The sequence below is a fragment of the Amycolatopsis sp. NPDC043889 genome, from assembly GCF_056435645.1.
This window is the reverse complement of the sequence record NZ_JBWKEC010000002.1, coordinates 202829-222338: the sequence shown is the minus strand read 5'-3', so window position 1 is coordinate 222338 and position 19510 is coordinate 202829. Positions and strand designations below refer to the sequence as shown.

Annotated in this window: 19 protein-coding genes; 14 read left to right on the top strand and 5 right to left on the bottom strand. The window is 69.7% G+C overall.

Going from position 1 to position 19510, the window contains the following annotated elements:
• Positions 1 to 38: 38 nt before the first annotated feature.
• Positions 39 to 1649: a helix-turn-helix domain-containing protein gene (locus AC0685_RS06525; protein WP_478224642.1), complete on the top strand. Its 1611-nt coding sequence runs from the start codon at positions 39 to 41 to the stop codon at positions 1647 to 1649.
• Between the two features lie 4 nt (positions 1650 to 1653).
• Here the strand turns inward: AC0685_RS06525 and AC0685_RS06520 are convergent, their stop codons facing one another.
• Entirely contained in the window at positions 1654 to 2097 is a 444-nt protein-coding gene (locus tag AC0685_RS06520; protein ID WP_478224641.1) for a DUF1345 domain-containing protein, read from the bottom strand.
• A gap of 182 nt (positions 2098 to 2279) precedes the next feature.
• On the opposite strand from AC0685_RS06520, the gene AC0685_RS06515 reads away from it, so the two are divergent.
• Both AC0685_RS06515 and AC0685_RS06510 read left to right on the top strand, forming a co-directional pair.
• Entirely contained in the window at positions 2280 to 3503 is a 1224-nt protein-coding gene (locus tag AC0685_RS06515) for a hypothetical protein (protein ID WP_478224640.1), read from the top strand.
• Positions 3500 to 3922 (top strand): hypothetical protein, encoded by a 423-nt coding sequence (locus AC0685_RS06510; RefSeq protein ID WP_478224639.1) that lies wholly within the window; start codon positions 3500 to 3502, stop codon positions 3920 to 3922. Before AC0685_RS06515 ends, AC0685_RS06510 begins: the two co-directional genes overlap by 4 nt.
• On the opposite strand, the gene AC0685_RS06505 is transcribed toward AC0685_RS06510, so the two are convergent.
• Positions 3904 to 4317: a winged helix-turn-helix transcriptional regulator gene (locus tag AC0685_RS06505; RefSeq protein ID WP_478224638.1), complete on the bottom strand. Its 414-nt coding sequence runs from the start codon at positions 4315 to 4317 to the stop codon at positions 3904 to 3906. The genes AC0685_RS06510 and AC0685_RS06505 overlap by 19 nt on opposite strands.
• 98 nt (positions 4318 to 4415) lie before the next feature.
• Here AC0685_RS06505 and AC0685_RS06500 point away from each other — a divergent pair, with 98 nt between their 5' ends.
• A complete protein-coding gene (locus AC0685_RS06500) occupies positions 4416 to 5249 on the top strand; it encodes an alpha/beta fold hydrolase (RefSeq protein ID WP_478224637.1) in 834 nt (277 codons plus the stop codon).
• A 21-nt stretch (positions 5250 to 5270) separates the two neighbouring features.
• On the top strand, positions 5271 to 5918 hold the full coding sequence (gene bluB / locus AC0685_RS06495; protein WP_478224636.1) for a 5,6-dimethylbenzimidazole synthase: 648 nt from the start codon (positions 5271 to 5273) through the stop codon (positions 5916 to 5918).
• Positions 5919 to 6553: 635 nt separating this feature from the next.
• On the opposite strand, the gene AC0685_RS06490 is transcribed toward bluB, so the two are convergent.
• The 3 genes from AC0685_RS06490 to AC0685_RS06480 form a co-directional block, all read right to left on the bottom strand.
• The gene (locus AC0685_RS06490; protein ID WP_478224635.1) at positions 6554 to 7552 is read right to left on the bottom strand and encodes a HEAT repeat domain-containing protein; all 999 of its coding nucleotides are present in this window, start codon (positions 7550 to 7552) and stop codon (positions 6554 to 6556) included.
• Complete coding sequence (locus AC0685_RS06485) at positions 7546 to 8211, bottom strand: HEAT repeat domain-containing protein (protein ID WP_478224634.1); 666 nt, start codon at positions 8209 to 8211, stop codon at positions 7546 to 7548. The genes AC0685_RS06490 and AC0685_RS06485 overlap by 7 nt, the downstream gene beginning before the upstream one ends.
• An 83-nt stretch (positions 8212 to 8294) precedes the next feature.
• Positions 8295 to 8795: a MarR family winged helix-turn-helix transcriptional regulator gene (locus tag AC0685_RS06480; protein ID WP_465455551.1), complete on the bottom strand. Its 501-nt coding sequence runs from the start codon at positions 8793 to 8795 to the stop codon at positions 8295 to 8297.
• Between the two features lie 203 nt (positions 8796 to 8998).
• Between AC0685_RS06480 and AC0685_RS06475 the strand changes: the two genes are divergently transcribed.
• The 9 genes from AC0685_RS06475 to AC0685_RS06435 are packed head-to-tail and all read left to right on the top strand — an operon-like array spanning position 8999 to position 19367.
• Entirely contained in the window at positions 8999 to 10045 is a 1047-nt protein-coding gene (locus AC0685_RS06475; RefSeq protein ID WP_016335108.1) for a 2,5-dihydroxypyridine 5,6-dioxygenase NicX family protein, read from the top strand.
• Complete coding sequence (locus AC0685_RS06470) at positions 10042 to 10839, top strand: maleate cis-trans isomerase family protein (protein WP_478224633.1); 798 nt, start codon at positions 10042 to 10044, stop codon at positions 10837 to 10839. Before AC0685_RS06475 ends, AC0685_RS06470 begins: the two co-directional genes overlap by 4 nt.
• A complete protein-coding gene (locus AC0685_RS06465) occupies positions 10817 to 12088 on the top strand; it encodes an FAD-dependent oxidoreductase (protein ID WP_478224632.1) in 1272 nt (423 codons plus the stop codon). Before AC0685_RS06470 ends, AC0685_RS06465 begins: the two co-directional genes overlap by 23 nt.
• 34 nt (positions 12089 to 12122) lie before the next feature.
• Positions 12123 to 13511 carry an MFS transporter gene (locus tag AC0685_RS06460; RefSeq protein ID WP_478224631.1) on the top strand — a complete coding sequence of 463 codons (1389 nt, stop codon included), beginning with the start codon at positions 12123 to 12125 and terminating at the stop codon, positions 13509 to 13511.
• Positions 13508 to 14374: an FAD binding domain-containing protein gene (locus AC0685_RS06455; protein ID WP_478224630.1), complete on the top strand. Its 867-nt coding sequence runs from the start codon at positions 13508 to 13510 to the stop codon at positions 14372 to 14374. Before AC0685_RS06460 ends, AC0685_RS06455 begins: the two co-directional genes overlap by 4 nt.
• Complete coding sequence (locus AC0685_RS06450; RefSeq protein ID WP_478224629.1) at positions 14371 to 16776, top strand: xanthine dehydrogenase family protein molybdopterin-binding subunit; 2406 nt, start codon at positions 14371 to 14373, stop codon at positions 16774 to 16776. Before AC0685_RS06455 ends, AC0685_RS06450 begins: the two co-directional genes overlap by 4 nt.
• Positions 16773 to 17273 carry a (2Fe-2S)-binding protein gene (locus tag AC0685_RS06445; protein ID WP_340688410.1) on the top strand — a complete coding sequence of 167 codons (501 nt, stop codon included), beginning with the start codon at positions 16773 to 16775 and terminating at the stop codon, positions 17271 to 17273. Before AC0685_RS06450 ends, AC0685_RS06445 begins: the two co-directional genes overlap by 4 nt.
• Complete coding sequence (locus AC0685_RS06440; protein ID WP_478224628.1) at positions 17270 to 17911, top strand: SRPBCC family protein; 642 nt, start codon at positions 17270 to 17272, stop codon at positions 17909 to 17911. Before AC0685_RS06445 ends, AC0685_RS06440 begins: the two co-directional genes overlap by 4 nt.
• Positions 17898 to 19367 carry an isochorismatase family protein gene (locus tag AC0685_RS06435; RefSeq protein WP_478224627.1) on the top strand — a complete coding sequence of 490 codons (1470 nt, stop codon included), beginning with the start codon at positions 17898 to 17900 and terminating at the stop codon, positions 19365 to 19367. The genes AC0685_RS06440 and AC0685_RS06435 overlap by 14 nt, the downstream gene beginning before the upstream one ends.
• Positions 19368 to 19510: the final 143 nt, after the last annotated feature.

The following is a 19510-nucleotide window of genomic DNA, read 5'->3' as shown; positions in this document are numbered from 1 at the left end:
GAATGGCCCGCGATGGGACACTGTTATCCGTCCAGGACATGGCGCGGAGGGGGCGCAGCGGGATGGCGAGTGAGGCGGCTGCCACGCTGGCGGCACTTCTCACCGAGTACAAACAGCGGAGTGGGCTGAGCTACGAACAGCTCGGGCGCAAGGTGCATTCGAGCCGGTCGACCGTGCACCGCTACTGCACCGGGAGGAACGTGCCCACGACGTTCGCGCCGATCGAGGCGATCGCGACGGTGTGCGGCGCGAGCCGCGAGGATCTCGCGAAGCTGTACCGGGTGTGGGAGCGTGCGGACCTGGGCGAAACCCCCGTGTCCGAGCCGCCGGTCATCCGGGAGATCGACGTGGCGGAGCCCGCTCGCGGACGGCCGCTGACCCATGTCGCGCTCGTCGTGGTCCTCGGAGCCGTCCTGCTCGCCGGAGGCGCCGTGGCCAACCCGCCGGACCGGCAGGCGCCGGTCACGGCACCCGCCGTCCAGGCGGCGATGTGGACGAGCGCGCCACGCACACTCGATCCGGAATTCGTCGGGGTGACGGCGAACTCCAACACCGGGCTGATGCCGACGTTCCGCGTCGGATCCGTCCGGTTGTGGAACACACGCACCCGGTGGCAGAACCTGGAGCCCGCCCGCGGCAGCTATGACTGGAAGACGCTCGATCGGCTCGTCAACGGTGCCCGTGGTGCCGGTTTCCCGGTGGCCTTGACCTTCGGCGGCACCCCGTCCTGGGCGAGCCCGAGCAGCCCGAAATCCGTCTACACCGACGACTCCCGCACCGGCCCGCCCGACGACCTCGCCGACTGGGAACGTTTCGTGCGGGCCGTGGTCGAGCAGTATCGCGGCCGGATCGACGCCTACGAGCTGTGGGACATGGCCAATCATCAGGACTTCTTCTCCGGTTCGATGGCCGGACTGGTGGAAATGACGCGCAAGGGGAGCCAGGTGATCAAGTCCGCCGACCCCGCCGCCACCGTGGTCTGCCCGTCCATGGGCGAGCTCTGGGATCCCGCGGCGTTCGAGGGGTTCCGGCGGTTCGCCAAGCTCGGCGGCTACGACCATTGCGACGCCGCCGCGATGAAACTGGCTCCCCGCAACGACTCCGAGCCACCGGAGACGATGCTGCCGCTGGCACAGGAGATCGAGAAGGTGTTGCATGAAGCCGGCGCCGGCATCAGGTTGTGGAGCACCGGCTCTGCCTACGACGTGAACAGGCAGCGGCCCGTCGACGCCGATCGGGGTGCCCAGCACGCTGTCCGGTTCTTCCTTTCCGGCCTCTACGCGCAATACCGCCGCATGTACTTCTACAACTGGGGCAGCGCCAAGGTCCCCATCGTGCTGCAGCCCGCAGGCGGCCCGCACACCAAGGCGGCGCGACACGTGGAACGCCTGCACACCTGGTTGTCGGGCAGCCGGATCCATTCCTGCGGGCAAGGGCACGCGGCCGGATTACCCGATCACCTGTGGCAGTGCCGTTTCGATCAGGGTGGCAAAGCCTTCCTGATCTGGTGGACCATCGACCGGTCAGAGCGGATCCCGGCGGCTCAGGGCACCACGTCGGTCGAAGACCTCGACGGGGCCGTCACGCCGGCGGAACCCGGCGCCGAGGTCACCGTCACCGGCAGCCCGGTCCTGCTGAAACTGGGCTGAGGCTTCAGCCGCTGTTCAAAGTGGACACGACCGCCGCCACGGTCACCGTGTTGAACACGAAGGCGATGGCCGCGTGGGTGGTCACCGTCCTGCGCATCTCCCGGGAGACGACGTCCACGTCGGTCGTCCCGAACGTCGCCGGGGAACCGCAGGGCGTTGCCTCGTTCGACCACGTCGTCGGCGTGGTAGGCGATCGCGAACGACACCAGGACACAGATCCACCCGACGACGACCAGCGCCACCGCGACTTCCACGCGCGCACCCGGCGTGCCCAGTCCTGGATCTGCTCGGAGGTCGCCGCGCCGAACGCGGCCACCGTCACGACGAGGTAGCCGACGAGATACGCGAGAAGGACCAGAACACCCGCGTCGACCATCGCGATCGACAGCACGTCCTCGCGGAACACGACCGCCAACGCGGCGATGACCAGCGCGAACGCGACGCTCAAGCCGCTCCTGCGGCGCTCGGACAGCCAGATCCGAGCCGTTTGGCGAGACAGCGTGGTCTCCTTTCGCCGTCGACCGGGCCAGTTTCGCACGCGGTACTCCGTTCCAGTGATGTGACATTTCATGGCAACCTGTCAGACTTCGGGAGCGTCGAAGGAACACTTCCGGAGTACGAGGGGGACGAATGGGGCAGGGGTTCTCGGTCGAGCCGGCCGCGGTGCGCGCGCTCGGAGACCTGGTCCTGCGGGCGGGCGCGGGCGCGGACACCTATCGGCAGTGGTTCGATCGGCTGGTCGGTGCCGGGGCCGGGTTCGACACCGAACGCGGCGAAGGGTTCCTGGCCGCCGCCTGGCCGAAACTGGACGAGTGGCAGCGCACGGCGCTGAGCCAGTCGCGGTTCGCGGCCGATCTCGCCGCGGGCGGCGGGCACGAGCTGCGGTGCGTCGCGCACTGGTACGGCGTGGTGGACGCACACGCGGCCGAGTTGCTGGACCGGCTCAACCCGGAGCCGGACGCCCCGCGGATCCCGGCGGACGAGGTGCGCGACCCGGCGGGGGCCGCGGCGTTCCGCGACGCCGTCCTGGTCGGTTACGGCGGACCCGACCCGGCGGCCATCTCCGACCCGACCTGGTGGCCGGTGAAGGCCGAGCAGGAGCGCGAGAAGCTTCTCGATCTCGGGGGATCGCTGGGCGATGTCGCCGAGGTGATCAAGATGCTCACCGGGGCCGACAAGGACTTCATCACCATGCTCGCCGACCTGCTCGTCGGCGACTGGACCGTGCTGCAGGAGCAGGCGGTGCTCTACCACGACGCCGCGACCGGGTTGGAGAACATCGCGGCCAACATCAACCAGGGCCGGTTCGGGATCCAGGGGGTGTGGGCAGGGGAGGCCGCCGACCGGGCGAAGAACTGGCTGGCCGATTACCGCGCCTGCGTGCTGCAGCTGGCCCAGTACTTCCATGGCGCGTGCCGGGCTATCCAGGCACTGGCGAAGCTCGCGTACCACATGATGCAGGAGATCAGGCACGGCTACAGCTCGGCGATCGACATCGCGTTGCTGATCCTCACCAAGGGCAAGAAACTCGGGCTGGAGCGCGGGGTCCGGGTGGCGGAGGTGATCAGCGAAGCGCTGTCCGAGCTGGGACGCCGAGGCAAGCTCGTCAACATCTTCAAGGACCCCGAGTTGCGCGACATCATCCACCTGGTGCTGTCGTTCAACGAAATCGTCGGGATCATCCAGACCTGGATCAGTGCGGCGCTGGGGCTGGCACACGCCTTCGCGGGCGAGAAGACGCTCGACGAACTGCTGGAAGCCACCATCGCGATGGGCGAACCGCCGCAGTGGCCGCAGGACTACGAACACCGGGACGCCGAGTGCCCGGTCAAGAGCAGGCGGGTGCGGCTGTGACGGGACACGAGCTCTTCGGCTCCGAGCAGGGCGAGCGGGCGCGGCAGGCGGCCATGCGGCTGCTGGCGGCGACCGGCGGTGCCGCCGGGGACTTCGCGGGGGAGGTGCTCGCCGGGCGACGGCGGCCGCACGAACTGCTGGCCCACGGCCCGGTACTGGACGAGTTCGTCCAGGAGGCGCGAGGCTGGTGGCAGGTCATCGACGCGCTGCCCGCCGAGGAACGTCAGCGGCTCGCCGGCGAAGCCTGGTCGTCCTTGGAGCGGCAGGTCGGCGAACTGGCCACTTTGGACGTCGACGACGCCGTCGCGGAGCTGGAAAAGCTGTCCGCGCCGGCGCAGGACCCGCCCGCGCGGAACCGTCGTCCCCGGGACGACGAAGACGACGACTGGTCCGAGAGGTCCTATCTGGAGCCGCTCTGAGCCGGGGTGTCGTCCGCCATCACGTTGGCCTCGTCGATCCGCGCCATATGCTCTTCGGCCCAGTTCCGGAGGGCCGCCAGCGGCACGTCGAGCGACCGGCCGAGGTCGGTCAGCCGGTAGTGCACGCGGGGCGGCACGGTGGGCTCGACCCGGCGGGCGACGAGGCCGTCGCGGACCAGGCTGTGCAGGGTCACCGACAGCATTTTCTGGGATACGCCAGGGATCCTGCGCCGTAGCTCGGCGAAACGCACCTCGTGCGGAGCCGCCTCCGCGAGGACCTTGACCGCCATCGACGTCCATTTCGTGCCGATGCGGTCCAGCAGACGGCGGGTAGGGCACTCGGGGTCGAACAGATCGCCGCGCCGTGTCGTCGAGCGCGGCTGCCGGGAGGTCACCTGGAGCTCACCACCTGTGGGGAAAGTGCCGCCTTGGCGGCACGCCGGAAGTTACCTACGGTTTTCTGGTAACCAATGGTAACCACTACGGAGGCGACGTGCCCCAGCTGCGACGGATCGGCATCAACGGCATCGAGGTCAACGTGACCATCGCGGGCAGTGGGCCCGCGGTCCTGCTGCTGCACGGCTTCCCGCATACCTGGCGGCTCTGGAGTGAGATCAGCGGCCCGCTGGCCGAGCATCACCGGGTCATCACCCCGGATCTGCGTGGGCTCGGTGACAGCACCCGCGCCGTGGACGGCTATGACGCGAGCACGCTGGTCACCGACGCCGAAGGCATCCTCGACGCCCTTGGCGAAACCGAGGCGGACGTCGTCGCCATCGACGCCGGCACGCCGGTCGCCTTCCTGCTCGCCCTGCGGCGGCCGGATCTGGTGCGGCGGCTCGTCGTGATGGAGTCGCTGGTGGGTTCGCTGCCCGGCGCCGAGGACTTCCTGGCGGGCGGGCGGCCGTGGTGGTTCGGCTTCCACGCCGTTCCCGGTCTCGCGGAAAAGGTCCTGATCGGGCACGAGGCGGAATACATCGACTGGTTCCTCGCGGCGGGAACGCTCGGACGCGGTGTGCCGCCGGAGATCCGTGACGCCTTCGTCGACGCCTACACCGGGCAGGACGCCCTGCGCTGCGCCTTCTCCTACTATCGCGCACTGCCGGTCACCGCCCGCCAGATCGGTGAAGCGGTGGCGGGCAGCAGGCTCACGATGCCCACCATGACGATCGGTGCCCACCCGGTCGGTCGTGCGCTGGAACGGCAATTGCGTCCCGTCGCCGACGACCTCACCGGACACCTCATCGAGGACTGTGGCCACATCATCCCGCTGGACCGGCCCGCGGAACTGCTTCGCCTGCTGACCCCGTTCCTCGCCGCCCTCTGAGGCCCCGGCACGATCAGGCACATGACGCGTGAGACAGAGGACGGTTCGGTGTACGGCACGATCTTCCGGCGACGGGACACCCGGGGCGAGTTCACCGGCGAGCCGATTCCGGAAGCGGTGCTGCGCCGAGTGCTGAGCGCGGCGCACGCCGCGCCGAGTGTGGGCCTGTCCCAGCCCTGGGATTTCGTCGTGGTGTCCGATATGGACCTTCGAAAGCGGTTTCGCGAGCACGTGCTGGCCGAACGCGAGGTGTTCGAAGACCGGTTGGACGTCGAGCGGGCCCGTGTCTTCGCGAACATCAAGATCGAGGGGATCGTCGAGTCCTCCGCCGGGATCGTGGTCGGCTACGACCCGGCACGCGGCGCGCCCGACGTGCTGGGAAGGCACGCGATCGCCGACGCCGGCCTGTATTCGGTGTGCCTGGCCATTCAGAACCTTTGGCTGGCGGCTACCGCCGAGGGGCTCGGCGTCGGCTGGGTCAGCTTCTACCGCGAAGAGTTCCTGCGCGATTTGGTGGGATTCCCCGGAAACGTCCGTCCGGTGGCGTGGTTGTGCGTCGGCCCGGTGCGAGACCTGCCCGCCGTCCCCGATCTGGAGCGGCACGGCTGGCGGGAACGTCTTCCGCTCGACGCCGTGTTGCACTACGAACGGTACGTATCCGGTGGATGATCATCGTTTCGTCAAGGACGGTCGCGCTGCCAGGGGCCGGCCGTCGACGATGGTCTGATGGTGCGGCTGCGCGGCGGTCGTGTACCGCGTGGGGGAGCACGTGCCGAGGGGTGGCCGGCCTGCGGCCGGACGCAGGAGAGCTGACATCTTCTCGACCGTCCACAAGGGACACTTCTCGAGGTGGAAGTGCCCGATTTGAGGTTAGAACGCAATGCCGCATAGCTTAAGTTGATCTTGAATGGGGGTCTTGATCGTAAGCGGTGAGGGTTGCCGCAGGTCACGCGCTCGGTTGCCCTTGCCGACGGGAGCCGACTGCGCCCCTGAGTGTCCACCAAGGACACTTTTCGCTGACTCAATGTCCGATTGATGCACGGATAGGCGCTTTCACGAGGGGGTCGTGAGTGGCGTTTCGGGTTAGAGCCCGAAACGCCACTCACGACCCCCTCGTGAACCCTGCATATAGGTATCAATCAGACATTCAATCGCCATGAAGTGTCCCTTGTGGACGAATGGGGCGCGAAGGCCGCCCTCTGCCTCGAAACCGGCAAAAAAGGTCTACGTGGCAGAGGGCCTCGCGGTCGCGCAACGTTTGCCTTGTCCCTCTATAGGCCCTGTATCTGTGGCGCCCCAGTGGGTCACCGGTCCCGGTCGGCGAGGGCGGAGGCGATCAGCGCGACAGCCGGATCGGGGTCCCCGGCCAGCAGCTCCAGCATGCCGCCCGCCTTGGCCCCTGGAATCTCCGCCAGGGCTTGGACCACGCGGACCCGGACCGCGGAATCCCCGGTGTGCGCCGCGAGCGCGTCGGCCAGGGCGGCCATGATCCGTTCCTCGGAGCCGGGAAGCTCCATCAGCGCGCCGAGGACCTCTGCGGCTTCGACGTCGTTCGTGCCGTCGACCACCATGCCGACGAGGGTGGGGATGGCCGCGGTCGTGCCCCTCCCGCCCAAGGCGAGCGCGGCGGGCCCGCGCACCCTCGCGTCGGAGTCCCCGAGCGCCTCCGTGAGCGTCTTGCCCGCTTCCTCGCCAGGGATCTCGGCGAGCGCCAGTACCGCGCGCTGCCGGACGTCCGAGTCCTCCGCGTGCAGTCCTGCCGCCACCTCGGCCACCCCGTCGCCGCCCGCCCGCGCGAGAGCCCAGCGCAGGGCTCCGGCGACGTTCGGGTCGGCCTCGGTCAGGATCGCGTCGGCGATCCGGTCGGCGGGAACCGGCATTTCTTCGGCGGGGTTCAGGGCGGCCTGCTGGCGGCGCGCCGCGTGAGGCGAAGTGAGCCCTCTCAGGAGCTCCACGATCCGAAGGGCGTCCTGCCAGTCCGAGGGGGCGGACGCGTCGACCGTACGCAGCCGCGCGAGCAGCTCCCGTTCCCGGTTCAACCGGTCCTCCGCCTGACGGATGAGATCGCCGACCAGCGTCGACGGCGTGAAGGTCGGATCCTCCAGCGCGCGCGAGATCTGGCGCAGGGACAACCCGAGTGAGCGCAGGCTCTCCACATGGAAGATCCTGCGGATGTCCTCGTCCTGGTACTCCCGGTAGCCGCCGACGGTGCGTCCCGTCGGCCGCACCAGCCCGAGGGAGTCGTAGTGGCGCAGCATCCGGGAGCTCACTCCCGAACGCCGCGCCACCTCGCCGATCAGCACGCCGATCCTCCGGCCCCTTGCGGACCGAGCGCCATGATCCGTTTCGCCTCGTCCGCCGTCACGTCGAACCCCGCTTCCGGGTCGAGCAGGAGGCGTTCCGTGGCGAAGGCGTGCGCGCGCACCGCGTCATGGCGGCTCTCCGATGCCTTCCGCAGGGCCGGCTCGCAGGCGTCCCCGAGCGCGACGAGCGCCCGGCTGAGGCTCAGCCGCCTGTTCCGGTCACCACGGCCGAGCTCGATCGCCAGTTCAGCGGCCAGTCCGGCTCGTTCCCCCTCCGGCACGAGGATGACGGCCGCACGCCAGGCGCTTCGCGCCACCTCGTCGTCCGCGTCGTGCAACAGGGATGCGGTGATCGCGGGCCAGGCGGCGCGGTCCCCGATCTTCGACAGGGTGTGCAACGCCTGGCTCCGTGCTTGCGCCCGCTCGGATCGAAGCTCCACCAGGAGCCGGGGCACCGTGCTCGACGGCGGGAGACGGGTCAGCGCCCAGGTGAGCATGTCGCGGACGAAGAAGTCGGGCTCGATCGCGCATCGCGCGACCAGGGCGTCGGTGAAGCGCGGGTCGGGCCGAGTGCCTGCGGCCATGGCGGCCTTGAGCCGCGTCGACGAGTCCTCGGCACCGAGAGCGTCGAGCAGCGGTGTGTCCGTGGTCGGGTTCATGGGAACCACCTCCTGCGCTTCAGTGAAGACCTTGTCACGATGTCAAGGTCAACCCTCAAGCTCCGGAACCCGGCGTGTCGGCCTCAGCGCAGCTTGTCGACCTCGGCGATCCGCTCCCAGCGGGCGCCCAGCGCGTTGAGCAAAGCCGCCATGTCGATGTCGTCGTCGCCGTCGAGGAGTGCCTTGTCCAGACGGCGGGCGCGGCGGTTCACCTGGCTCAAGACCGACTTGCCCTCGTCGGTGAGCGAAAGCAGTTTGCGCCGCGCGTCGTGAGGGGATTCGACACGCCGGATGAGCCCCCGCCGTTCGAGCCTGCGGCACAAATCGGCCATCGTCGAGGTGTCGAGCGCGACGGCGCCCGCGAGTGAACTCTGGTCGCTGCCGGGATAGGCGCGGACCGCCGACAGGACCGCGAACTGCGGACCGGTCAACACCGGATCCACATGGCGGTTCCACGCGGCGAGGTACGCCTGGTACAGCCTGCGGGCGCCGTAGCCGGGAGCCGCCAGCAGGTCCGACGGCGGCGCGGGAGTGACGGCCGGTGTGTCGTCCCTGCGCCGGCCCGTGCGCGCCGATTCACCCATCGCTGCTCCTTGTCGGCTCCAACCCGCTGCCCGGGCCCCCGCGGTGATCCTACGTGTCCGGACGGTCGCTCAGTGGCAGACCGCCGAGATCTGTCCACGGTCACCTCTTGCGTATCCGGATAGTACGTGTTCGGATGAAGGTCCGGCTGAACTCTTGCGTACCCGGATAGTACGTGCTCGGATCAATATGGAGGTGGTCGAGGATGGACCGGAACCTGTTCAACGACATCTGCTTGCGCCAGTTGACGTTCTCGGGGGTGCACGAGGGCGAGACCGTGGTGGTGCTGACCCGCGGCGGGGAGCGCGCGGAGTACGCCGACGCGTTCCTGTGGGCCGCCCAGCAGCTGGGTGCCTCGGCGTACCACATGCGGCTGCCGTCACCGGTCAGCGCCGCGGGGGCGTGGGCGGTCGGCGACTCGGGGCTCGGGAACATTCCGCTGGCGGTCGAGGCGCTCAAGAGCGTGGACATGGTGGTCGACTGCACGTTCCTGTTGTTCAGCAAGGAACAGTTCGCCATCCAGGACGCGGGCACCCGGATCCTCACCGCCGTCGAACCGCCCGAGCTGCTGGCCCGGCTCATGCCGACGAAGGAACTGCGCGAGCGGGTGGAGATCGGCGCGGAACTTCTCGCCAAGGCGGGCACGATGCGGATCACCAGCCCGGCGGGCACCGACGTCACCTATCAGCTCGGCGTGTACCCGACGCTGTCCGAATACGGCTACACCGACACTCCCGGCCGCTGGGACCACTGGCCGGCGGCGTTCGTGTTCACCGGCGGGGCCGACGACGGTGTCGACGGGAAGATCGTGCTTTCGCCGGGGGATGTGCTGCTGCCGTTCAACACCTACGTACAGACACCGGTGGAGATCACCATCGAACAGGGGTTCATCCGGGACATCCGCGGCGGCGCCGGATCGTCCGGGCTGGACGCGGATCTGCTGCGCTCGTACATCGAGAGCTTCGACGATCCGCGAGGCTACGGCATGAGCCACGTGGGCTGGGGGCTCGACGAGCGCGCGCACTGGCACGGCCTGACCCAGTTCCCCGGCGGGATGGGCATGGAGCTGCGGAGTTTCTACGGCAACGTCATGTTCTCCATCGGCCCCAACAACGAGCTCGGCGGACCGAACGACACGCCTTGCCACTTCGACATCCCGATGCGCGGCAATTCCCTTTACCTGGACGACGAACTGATCGTCGACAACGGTGAGCTGACCGTCGCCGAGATGCGCCCGGCGGCCCGCCGATGAGCGACCACCACATCGGGATGATCGTCCCCAGTTCGAACCTCACCATGGAGACCGAGCTGCCGCGGATGCTGCGAGCCAGGGAGGAGGCCGAGCCGGGGGACCGGTTCGTGTTCCACTCCGCGAGGGCCAGGATGCGGCACGTCGAACCCGAACAGCTGCGGGCGATGAACGCCCAGGCCGGGCGGGCGGCGGCCGAACTCGCCGACGCGCGGCCCGACGTCGTCGCCACCGCGTGCCTGGTGGCGATCATGGCCCAGGGGCCCGGTTACCACTGCACCGCCGAGGACGACATCACGCGCGTGCTGCGCGAAGAGGGTTGCGAGTCACCGGTCGTCTCCAGCGCCGGCGCGCTGTTGTCCGGGCTGAGCGCGCTCGGCGCCCGCAAGGTCGCGATCATCACGCCGTACATGAAGCCGCTGACCACGGCGGTGGCGGAGTACATCGAGGACGCCGGGTTCGAGGTCGCCGACGCGCTTTCGCTCGAAGTGGCGGACAATCTCGCCGTCGCCCGGCTGGATCCCGCCGGGCTGCGAGAGCACCACCGCAGACTGAATCTGTCCGATGTGGACGCTTTGGTGCTCTCCGCCTGTGTCCAGATGCCTTCGCTGCCCGCGATCCAGCCGGTGGAGGACGAGATCGGGATCCCGGTCCTCTCGGCGGCGACGGCCACGACGTTCCGGATCCTCTCGGAACTCGGCGTGGAGCCTTGGGTGCCCGGTGCCGGCAGCTTGCTCAGTGGCGCGAAAGCTATGACGAAGACGGGAGGCGGGCATGGCCGCGAGTCAGTCGTTTGAGGTCGTTGTCGTCGGTGGCGGGCTCGGCGGGCTCTGTGCCGCGTTGTCCCTGCGGCAACGGGGTCTGCGCGTCACCGTGGTCGAAGCCGCCCCTGAGCTGGGCGAGATCGGCGCGGGGATCCAGACCGCGCCGAACGCCAGCCGGATCCTCATCGGGCTCGGCCTGCGCGCCCGGCTCGAGCGGGTGCGGACCGAGCCGCAGGACCAGGTGCGCCGTCGCTGGGCCGACGGCAGCATCATCGCCCAGCTGGCGCTGGGCAGGCGCGTGACCGACCAGTACGGCGCGCCCTACTGGCACTACCACCGCGCCGACCTGCACGGAGTGCTGCTGGACGCCTGCCTCGATCCGGAGGTCCCCGGTCCGGTGGTGCGAGTGGCGACCGGCGCGCGGGTGGTCGACCTCGACCGGTCGGTGCCGGACCGGCCGACCGTGATCACCGCCGACGGACGCCGGTTCACCGGTGACATCGTGGTCGGGGCGGACGGTATCCGGTCTTCGGTGCGCGACCTCGCCGGATTCGACGACACCCTCGCGTTCTCCGGAGAGATGGCGTACCGGGCCTTGATCTCCGGCGACCTCATCGCGCAGGACCCGGCCACCCGCTTCCTGGCCGACCGCTATCACTCCACGATCTGGTACGGCCCCAACAAACACCTGGTGCACTACATGATCCGCGGCGGGGAGTACCTCAACGTGGTCGCGATCGTGCCGTGCACCGAAGCGGTGGCCAAGGACTGGAGCGGCCCGGCCACCGCCGCCGAACTCGCCGCGGAGTACCACGACTGGGACGATCGGGTACCGACGATGCTGGCCAAGGCGAAGGACGAGGACGTCTCGGTGTGGGCGATGTACCGCCGCCGTCGCGACCCGGTCTGGGTCGACGGCCGGGTCGCCCTGCTCGGCGACGCGTGCCACGCGATGCTGCCGTATCAGGCGCAAGGCGCGTCCCAGGCGATGGAAGACGCCGCGGTGCTGGCCGAGGAACTGGGGCGCGTCACCCGCGACGGGATCGACGGTGCTTTGATCCGCTACGTGGACCGGCGCGCCAAGCACGCGGGCATGGTGCAGGACGCCTCGCTGCAGAACATGGACTTCTATCACCTGCCCGACGGTCCCGATCAGCGCGAACGGGACGAGAAGCTACGGCGCTTCGACGGCGAATCCGACGTGTCCTACGACTGGCTGTGGAACGGCAGCCCGCTCACCGACCCCGACACCGAGTCCATCCACTACCAGTTCGCCCGCTGAGGCGCGCTGGCCGGCAATCGCATCGGAGTGGTTCATGCGTACTGGTGATCAGATCGTCCAGGACCTGCCCTGGCGTTGGAGCGTGCAGGGAAAGATCTTCCTCATCGGCGGGCTGGGCTACATGTTCGACGCCTGGGACGTCGCGCTGAACGGATTCCTCACCCCGTTGGTCGGGGCGGAATTCGGGTTGTCCGCCGGCGCGAAGGGGCTGGTGGCGACCGCGAACCTGATCGGCATGGCCGTGGGGGCGGTCGCCTGGGGCACGGTCGCGGACCGGATCGGCCGGAAACGGGCGTTCAGTGTCACGCTGCTGCTGTTCGCGCTGTTCTCCGTGCTCGGGGCGTTCGCCCCGAACGTCGAGACGTTCCTTGCCCTGCGTTTCCTGGCGGGTATCGGACTCGGCGGCTGTATCCCGGTCGATTACGCGATCGTCAGCGAGTTCTCCCCGCGCCGCCATCGAGGCCGGGTGCTGTCCGCGATGGACGGCTGGTGGCCGATCGGGACCACGCTGGCCGCCGTCACCGCGACGCTGCTGCTCCCGGTCGAGGGGAACTGGCGCTGGATGCTGGTGCTGATGATCCTGCCGGCGCTGCTGCTGTTCTGGGTGCGGCGTGGCGTCCCGGAATCACCGCTGTACCTGGTGCGCAAGGGGCGCGAGGCGGAGGCACGCGCCGTGATCGACGATCTCGTGCGCCGCACGGGCGCGACACCGGAGCCCTACTCGGTCCCGCCCGCGGTGGTCGAGGACACCCGCGGTGGCGCGGTCGCGGCCGCGTTCGATCAGTTGCGCCGGGTGTGGGCGTTCAACCCGCGGATCACCGCGGTGGCGTGGTCGCTGTTCATCAGCGTCATGCTGGTCTACTACGCCGCGCTCAGCTGGATGCCGTCCATCCTGCGGGCGCAGGGATTCGGCGAGATCGCCGCCTTCGCGTCGACCGCGCTCATGAACGCGACCGGCATCGTGGGTGTCGCGGTGGCCGTGCTCCTGGTCGACAAGGTCGGCCGCAAGCGGATCATCATGGTCGCCGGTCCGCTCACCGCACTGTCGCTGGTGGTGTTCTCCCTGCTGCTCGACACGCCTGCCGCGGCGGTCGTGGCGATCGGCGCGTTCGGCCTGTTCGCGCTGGTGGTCATCCCGGTGATGTACGCCTACGTCTCCGAGCTGTACCCGACGGAACTCCGGGCTTCGGGGTTCGGCTGGGCGTCGTCGTCGAGCCGGGCGATCACCGGTTTCGCGCCCCTGCTGTTCGGCAGCGTGCTGTGGCCGGTGCTCGGGCTGCCGCTCACCTTCACCGTGCTGGGTGTGCTCGTGGTGGCCGCGGCCGTGTTCATGATGACGGGCGCGCCGGAGACCCGCGGCCGCGAACTCGACCGGATCGTCGACCCGGCCGAGCCTGCCGCCGAGACCAGGCCGGCTCTGTGAAGCCCGCCGCGTTCCGGTACCACCGGGCCCACGACGTCACCGACGCCGTCGGCCTGCTCGGCGAACTCGCCGCGGCGGGCGAGGACCCGAAACTCATCGCCGGCGGCCAGAGCCTGATGCCGATGATGAACTTCCGGCTCGCCCGGCCGACGGCGCTGGTGGATCTGGGCCCGTTGCGGCGGGAACCGGCGCTGAACTCGTTCCGGCGTAACGGTTCCAGCCTCACGATCGGCGCGATGGTCACCCATCGGGCGGTGGAGGTCGCCGAGCTGGGACCGGATTTCGCCGTGCTGTCCCGCGCGATGCGGTGGGTGGGGCATCTGCCGATCCGGTCCCGCGGCACGGTGGCGGGCAGCGTCGTCCACGGTGACGCGACCGCGGAGTGGTGCCTGCTGGCCCTGCTGCTCGACGCGGTGATCGTCGCCGAAGGTCCGGGCGGGCCCAGGGAGATCCCGGCCGCGGAGATGTTCCACGGCTTCTACACCACGGCCGTCGAACCGGACGAGGTCGTGACCGCGGTGCGCTTCACCCGCCCGTCGCCCCGGGCCGCGCTGACCGAGTTCGCCCGCCGCCACGGCGATTTCGCGATCGTCGACGCCGCCGTGAGCATCGACGCGGAGCACGGGGGCCGGGTCGTGCTCGGCGGCGTCGCGCCCGCGCCGGTCAGGGTGCCCGAGGCCGAGGCGCTGCTCGACGACGGTGTCCCGGGACCGGACCTGTTCGCCGAGTGCGGGGAGGCCGCGGCCGCGGCCATCGATCCGCCCGACGACGCGGCGGGGAGCGCCGCCTACCGCCGTCGGCTGGCGCGCACCCTCGTCACCCGGGCGCTGCACGAGGCCTGGGAGAAAGGAGAAACGCGATGACTCCGCGGTTCGACGGGCGTAACGGCCGCTGGGTCGGCGCGTCCGTGCCCCGGCGCGAAGATCCCCGGTTGCTCACCGGCCGGGGCCGCTTCGTCGACGACATCCAGCAGCCCGGGATGCTGCACGCGGCCTTCGTCCGTTCGACGGTCGCGCACGGCACGATCACCGGGATCGATCTGTCGGCCACTCTGGCGGTCGACGGCGTCATCGCCGCCTACACGGCAGCCGACCTCGATCTCGGTGACATCGTCGCCCTGCTCGACCGCCCGCCCGAGGAGTTCTCGCCGACCGCGATGCCGATCCTCGCCAGGGAGAAGGTGCGGTTCACCGGCGAACCGGTGGCACTGGTCGTCGCGCGCGATCCGTACAGCGCCGAGGACGGCGTCGAAGCAGCGGTGGTGGACTACGAGCCGCTCGGGGCGATCGTGTCGGAGGAGTCGGCGTTCGCCGCGGACGCGCCGCTCGTCCACGACGAGGCGCCCGGCAACGTGCTGGTCGACGTCTCGATGTTCGACACACCCGGTGTCGACGCGGCGTTCGAGGCGGCCCGCGCGGGCGGCGGCCGCGTGGTCGAAGTCGTCACGAAGAGCGGACGGCAGAACGCGCTCCCGCTCGAGACGCGGGGAGTGGTCGCCTCCTGGGACGACCGCGACGACCAGCTGCTCGTCCAGATGTGCACGCAGGTGCCGCATCAGGTGCGCACGGCGATGGCCCGTTCGCTGCGGGTCCCCGAACGCACCGTGCGGGTCACCGTTCCGGACATGGGCGGGGGTTTCGGTCAGAAATGCGTCGTCGGCCGCGAAGAGATCGCGGTCGCGGCGGCGGCCCGGCGGCTGAACCGGCCGGTGAAATGGATCGAAGACCGGCGCGAGGCGCTCACGGCCGGATTCCTTGCCAGGGAACAGCGTTACCGCACGCTGGCGGCGTTCGACGAGGACGGGCGGATCACCGCGCTGGACGTCGACGTCGTCTGCGACATGGGCGCGTACTCCTGTTACCCGTTCACCGCGGGTATCGAGCCGCTGATGGCGTCGGCCGAGATGCCGAGCGTGTACCAGGTGCCCGAGTACCGCGTTCGTGCCCGCGCCATCGCGAGTAACAAGGCACCGACGGCGCCCTACCGCGGGGTCAGCCGTCCTCAGTACGTGATGGCGATCGAACGGGTCATGGAACGCGCCGCCAGGGAACTCGGCCTCGATCCGGTCGAGATCCGGCGGCGCAACGTGATCACGCAGTTCCCGTACACCGGCGTCAACGCCATCACCTACGACCCCGGCACCTACCGCGAATCGCTCGAACTCGCCGAGGCGGCGATCCGCGACGAGGGGTGGTACGAGATCCGGGACCGTGCCGCCGCCGAGGGCAGGCACATCGGCATCGGTTACTGCTGTTTCTCCGAGCGGACCGGATACGGCTCGGGCGCCTTCGCCAAGCGGAAGATGGCCGTGGTCCCCGGCTTCGACATCTCCGAGATCCGGATGGACACCACCGGCTCCGTCGTGGTCACCAGCGGCACCATGAACCACGGCCAGTCCCACGAGACGACGCTGGCGCAGATCGTGGCCGACCGGCTGGGCCTGCACCTCGACCAGGTCAAGCTCCGCCAGGGCGACACGGAGCGCATCGCCTACGGATGGGGGACCTTCGCCTCCCGCTCGGTGACGATCGGGGGCTCGGCGGTGTCCCTCGCGGCCGGGAAACTGGGCGAACTGTTGTGCAGGATCGCCGCGCACCTGCTCGAAACGAGTCCTGACAACGTCCGCCTCGACGGTGACGGAGGCGTCGTCCAGATCGACGACCAGGAGCGGCGCGCGTCGTTCGAGGAGATCGCCGACGTGGCCTACCTGCGCAGTCATCTGCTGCCCAAGGACGTCGAACCGACGTTGACGGCCACGGCGAGCTTCGACGTGCCCGGCGACGGCACGTTCTCCAACGCCACGCACGCCGTGGTCGTCGAGGCGGATCCGGGCACCGGCCAGATCCGGATCCTGCGCTACGCCTGCGTGGAGGACTGCGGCGTGGTGATCCATCCACAGGTCGTCGACGGCCAGTGCCGCGGCGGGATCGCGCAGGGCATCGCCGGCGCGTTGTTCGAGGAGATCACCTACGCGGGCAATGGGGAACCGTCGGCCGCGAGCTTCATCGACTACCTCGTCCCGACCGCGACGGAGATCCCCGACATCACCGTGACCCACCTCGAAACCCCTTGCGCCTTCACGGAAAACGGCGCGAAGGGCGCGGGGGAGGGCGGCACCATCGGCGCGCCGGCCGCGGTGCTGAACGCGATCAACGACGCGCTGCGCCGTACGGGGGTCGAACTCGACACGACCCCGGTCCACCCGCAGACCGTGCTCGCCGCGCTCGACGCGGAGATCCACCAGGAAGTGAGCGTCCCATCATGAGCGACCGGCACCTGATCGTCCTGAACGTCAACGGCGAGTCGCACGAGGCCCTCGTCGAGCCGCGCAAGACCCTGCTCGATGTGTTGCGCCACGACCTCGGGCTCACCGGCACCCACGTCGGCTGCGAGCACGGGGTCTGCGGCGCCTGCACCGTCCTCGTCGACGGCGAGCCGGTGCGGGCGTGCCTGATGTTCGCCGTCCAGGCGGAGACGGCCGAGATCCGCACGGTCGAATCGCTGGGGCAGGACGGCGAACTTTCCGATCTGCAGCGGTCTTTCAGCGAGCACCACGGTCTGCAGTGCGGCTTCTGCACGCCCGGATTCCTCATGCTGGCCGAAGGATTCCTCGCCCAGCGGCCGGACGCCTGCCGCGAGGAGATCCGCGAGGCCGTCTCGGCGAACCTGTGCCGCTGTACCGGTTATCAGACGATCGTCGACGCGATCGAGGCGACCGCGACCCGCCGGTGCCACGCCGCGAAGAAGGAGGCGACAGCGTGATCCTGGAAAACCAACTGTCCGTCCCGGCCGGACCCGACGCGGTCTTCGCCTTGATCAACGACGTCGAACGGGTGGCCGGTTGCCTGCCGGGCGCGATCCTCGACGGGCGGCATGACGACGCCTATCTCGGCCGCGTCAAGGTCAAGGTCGGCCCGATCACCGCGGCCTACTCGGGCACCGTGCGGTTCACCGACGTCACCCCCGCCGACCGCAGCCTGCGGCTGGTGGCCAGGGGAGCCGACGCCCACGGCAACGGTGACGCGGAGGCCGACGTCACGCTGACCGTGCGCGAGGCACCCGGCGGCGCCACCATCGAGTTGCGCACCGATCTGTCGATCCGCGGCAAGCTCGCCCAATTCGGCAAGGGCGCGATCGGCGCCGTCTCCACCCGGCTGCTCGACCAGTTCGCCCGCAATCTCGCGGACCAGCTGGAAGGGCGGCCCGCGCCGGTGGCGAAACCCGCTCCGGCCGGCGGCGGCGAGGCTCTCGACGGTCTGGCGATGCTGGTTCCCGACAACGTCAAACTCTACGGCGTGATCGCGGCCGCCGCGGCCCTCGGGTTGTTCCAGGGCTGGCTGCTGGGCCGGATCCGTACTCAGGACAAACTGATCAAGGAGTTGCAGCGTGCCCGTCGATGAACGTCTCGACAGCGTGTACGACCGAGCCGGTTTCGGCGCGAGCGTGCCGCGCGGATCGCGCCCGGCCCTGGTCGTGGTCGACCTGACCCGCGGGTTCACCGAACCCGGCTTCCCGTCCGGAGCCGACCTCACCGCCGAGGTGACCGCGACCGCCGCTCTCGTCGCCGAAGCCCGGCGGCGGGACGTGCCGGTGATCTACACCGCGATCTCCTACACACCCGCCGAAGCGGACGGCGACGCCGTCGCGTGGCTCCGGAAAGCGCCCGGGATGCGAGCGCTGCGCGAAGGAAGCGAAGCGGTCGCCCTCGACCCGCGGCTAGACCAGAGGCAGGGCGACCATCTGATCCTGAAGAAGGGCGCGTCGGCGTTCCACGGGACCTCGCTGGCGGCACTCCTCACGAGCCTGGGCACGGACACCGTCGTCGTCTGCGGCGCGACCACTTCGGGATGTGTCCGCGCGACCGCCGTCGACGCCGTCCAATCCGGCTTCAATACGCTCGTCGTGCGGGAAGCCTGCGGTGACCGCGCGCAGGGACCGCACGATGCCGCTTTGTTCGACCTGCGAGCGAAATACGCGGACGTCGTCGATCTCGACGAGGCCCTGGCGTATCTCGCGGATCTGGATCGCCGCACGCTCGGTCAACCCGCCTTGGCGGATCTCGGCGACGTTCCGGCGACCAGCCGCTGGGTGACGTCGGGCCCGGTCCGGCTGCACGTGCTCGACTACGGTCCCGCCGACGGCGTCCCGGTGCTCGTGCTGCCGGGGATCACCAGCCCCGCGGTCACGATGGACTTCGTGGCACGGGAACTCACCGATCTCGTGCGGCCACTCGTGCTCGACGTCCGCGGGCGCGGGCTGTCCGATGACGCGCCCGACTACGACCTGGGAAGCTACGCCGCGGACGTCGAGGCGGTCGTGGACGGACTCGGGCTGCGTGATCCGATCCTGTTCGGACACTCCATGGGCGCGCGGATCGCCGCGCGTGCCGCCACTACCCGGCCACTTCGGGGCACGGTGCTGGCCGACCCTCCGCTGAGCGGTCCCGGACGGGCGCCGTATCCCACCACTCTCGACGCCTTCCTCGGGCAACTCGCGCAGGCCCGCCGGGGCACCGACGCCGACGAGGTGGCCCGGTCCTGGCCGCGATGGCCGCGCCGGGAACAGGAATTGCGTGCCCGCTGGCTGTCTTCGTGCTCCCGCTCCGCGATCGTCGCCACCCACGCCGGGTTCGAATCCGAGGACTTCTTCGACGACTGGTCGAAGGTGCCCGCTCCGACCTACTTCCTTTACGGCGGCGCGAGCCCGGTAGTCACCGCCGCTGGTGCGGCTGAAGCGGCCGAGTGCAATCCGTCGGCCGAGTTCGCCGAGATCCCGGAGGCGGGGCACATGATCTTCTGGGATGAGCCCGAGGCCGCTCTTGCCGCGCTGCGGGAGGCGTTGCGGAAGCTGCTCTGAAGCATGTCGCGAAGGTGGCTTTCGCAACGGGTGGCGGTGAGTGTGGGTGCGTGGTCCCGTTGGTCGTGAGTGGCGATTCGGGTTCTAAGCCGAATCGCCACTCACGACCAACGGGACCGGCATCTTCTTTGGCCGACGGTGTC

What these genes read in the sequence shown, in the direction of transcription:
- AC0685_RS06450 (WP_478224629.1), top strand. Translation starts at nt 14,371, where the DNA reads ATGACTCCGCGGTTCGACGGGCGTAACGGCCGCTGGGTCGGCGCGTCC.
- AC0685_RS06525 (WP_478224642.1), top strand. Translation starts at nt 39, where the DNA reads ATGGCGCGGAGGGGGCGCAGCGGGATGGCGAGTGAGGCGGCTGCCACG.
- AC0685_RS06480 (WP_465455551.1), bottom strand. Translation starts at nt 8,795, where the DNA reads ATGGGTGAATCGGCGCGCACGGGCCGGCGCAGGGACGACACACCGGCC.
- AC0685_RS06485 (WP_478224634.1), bottom strand. Translation starts at nt 8,211, where the DNA reads ATGAACCCGACCACGGACACACCGCTGCTCGACGCTCTCGGTGCCGAG.
- AC0685_RS06445 (WP_340688410.1), top strand. Translation starts at nt 16,773, where the DNA reads ATGAGCGACCGGCACCTGATCGTCCTGAACGTCAACGGCGAGTCGCAC.
- AC0685_RS06460 (WP_478224631.1), top strand. Translation starts at nt 12,123, where the DNA reads ATGCGTACTGGTGATCAGATCGTCCAGGACCTGCCCTGGCGTTGGAGC.
- AC0685_RS06515 (WP_478224640.1), top strand. Translation starts at nt 2,280, where the DNA reads ATGGGGCAGGGGTTCTCGGTCGAGCCGGCCGCGGTGCGCGCGCTCGGA.
- AC0685_RS06465 (WP_478224632.1), top strand. Translation starts at nt 10,817, where the DNA reads ATGGCCGCGAGTCAGTCGTTTGAGGTCGTTGTCGTCGGTGGCGGGCTC.
- bluB (WP_478224636.1), top strand. Translation starts at nt 5,271, where the DNA reads ATGACGCGTGAGACAGAGGACGGTTCGGTGTACGGCACGATCTTCCGG.
- AC0685_RS06475 (WP_016335108.1), top strand. Translation starts at nt 8,999, where the DNA reads ATGGACCGGAACCTGTTCAACGACATCTGCTTGCGCCAGTTGACGTTC.
- AC0685_RS06470 (WP_478224633.1), top strand. Translation starts at nt 10,042, where the DNA reads ATGAGCGACCACCACATCGGGATGATCGTCCCCAGTTCGAACCTCACC.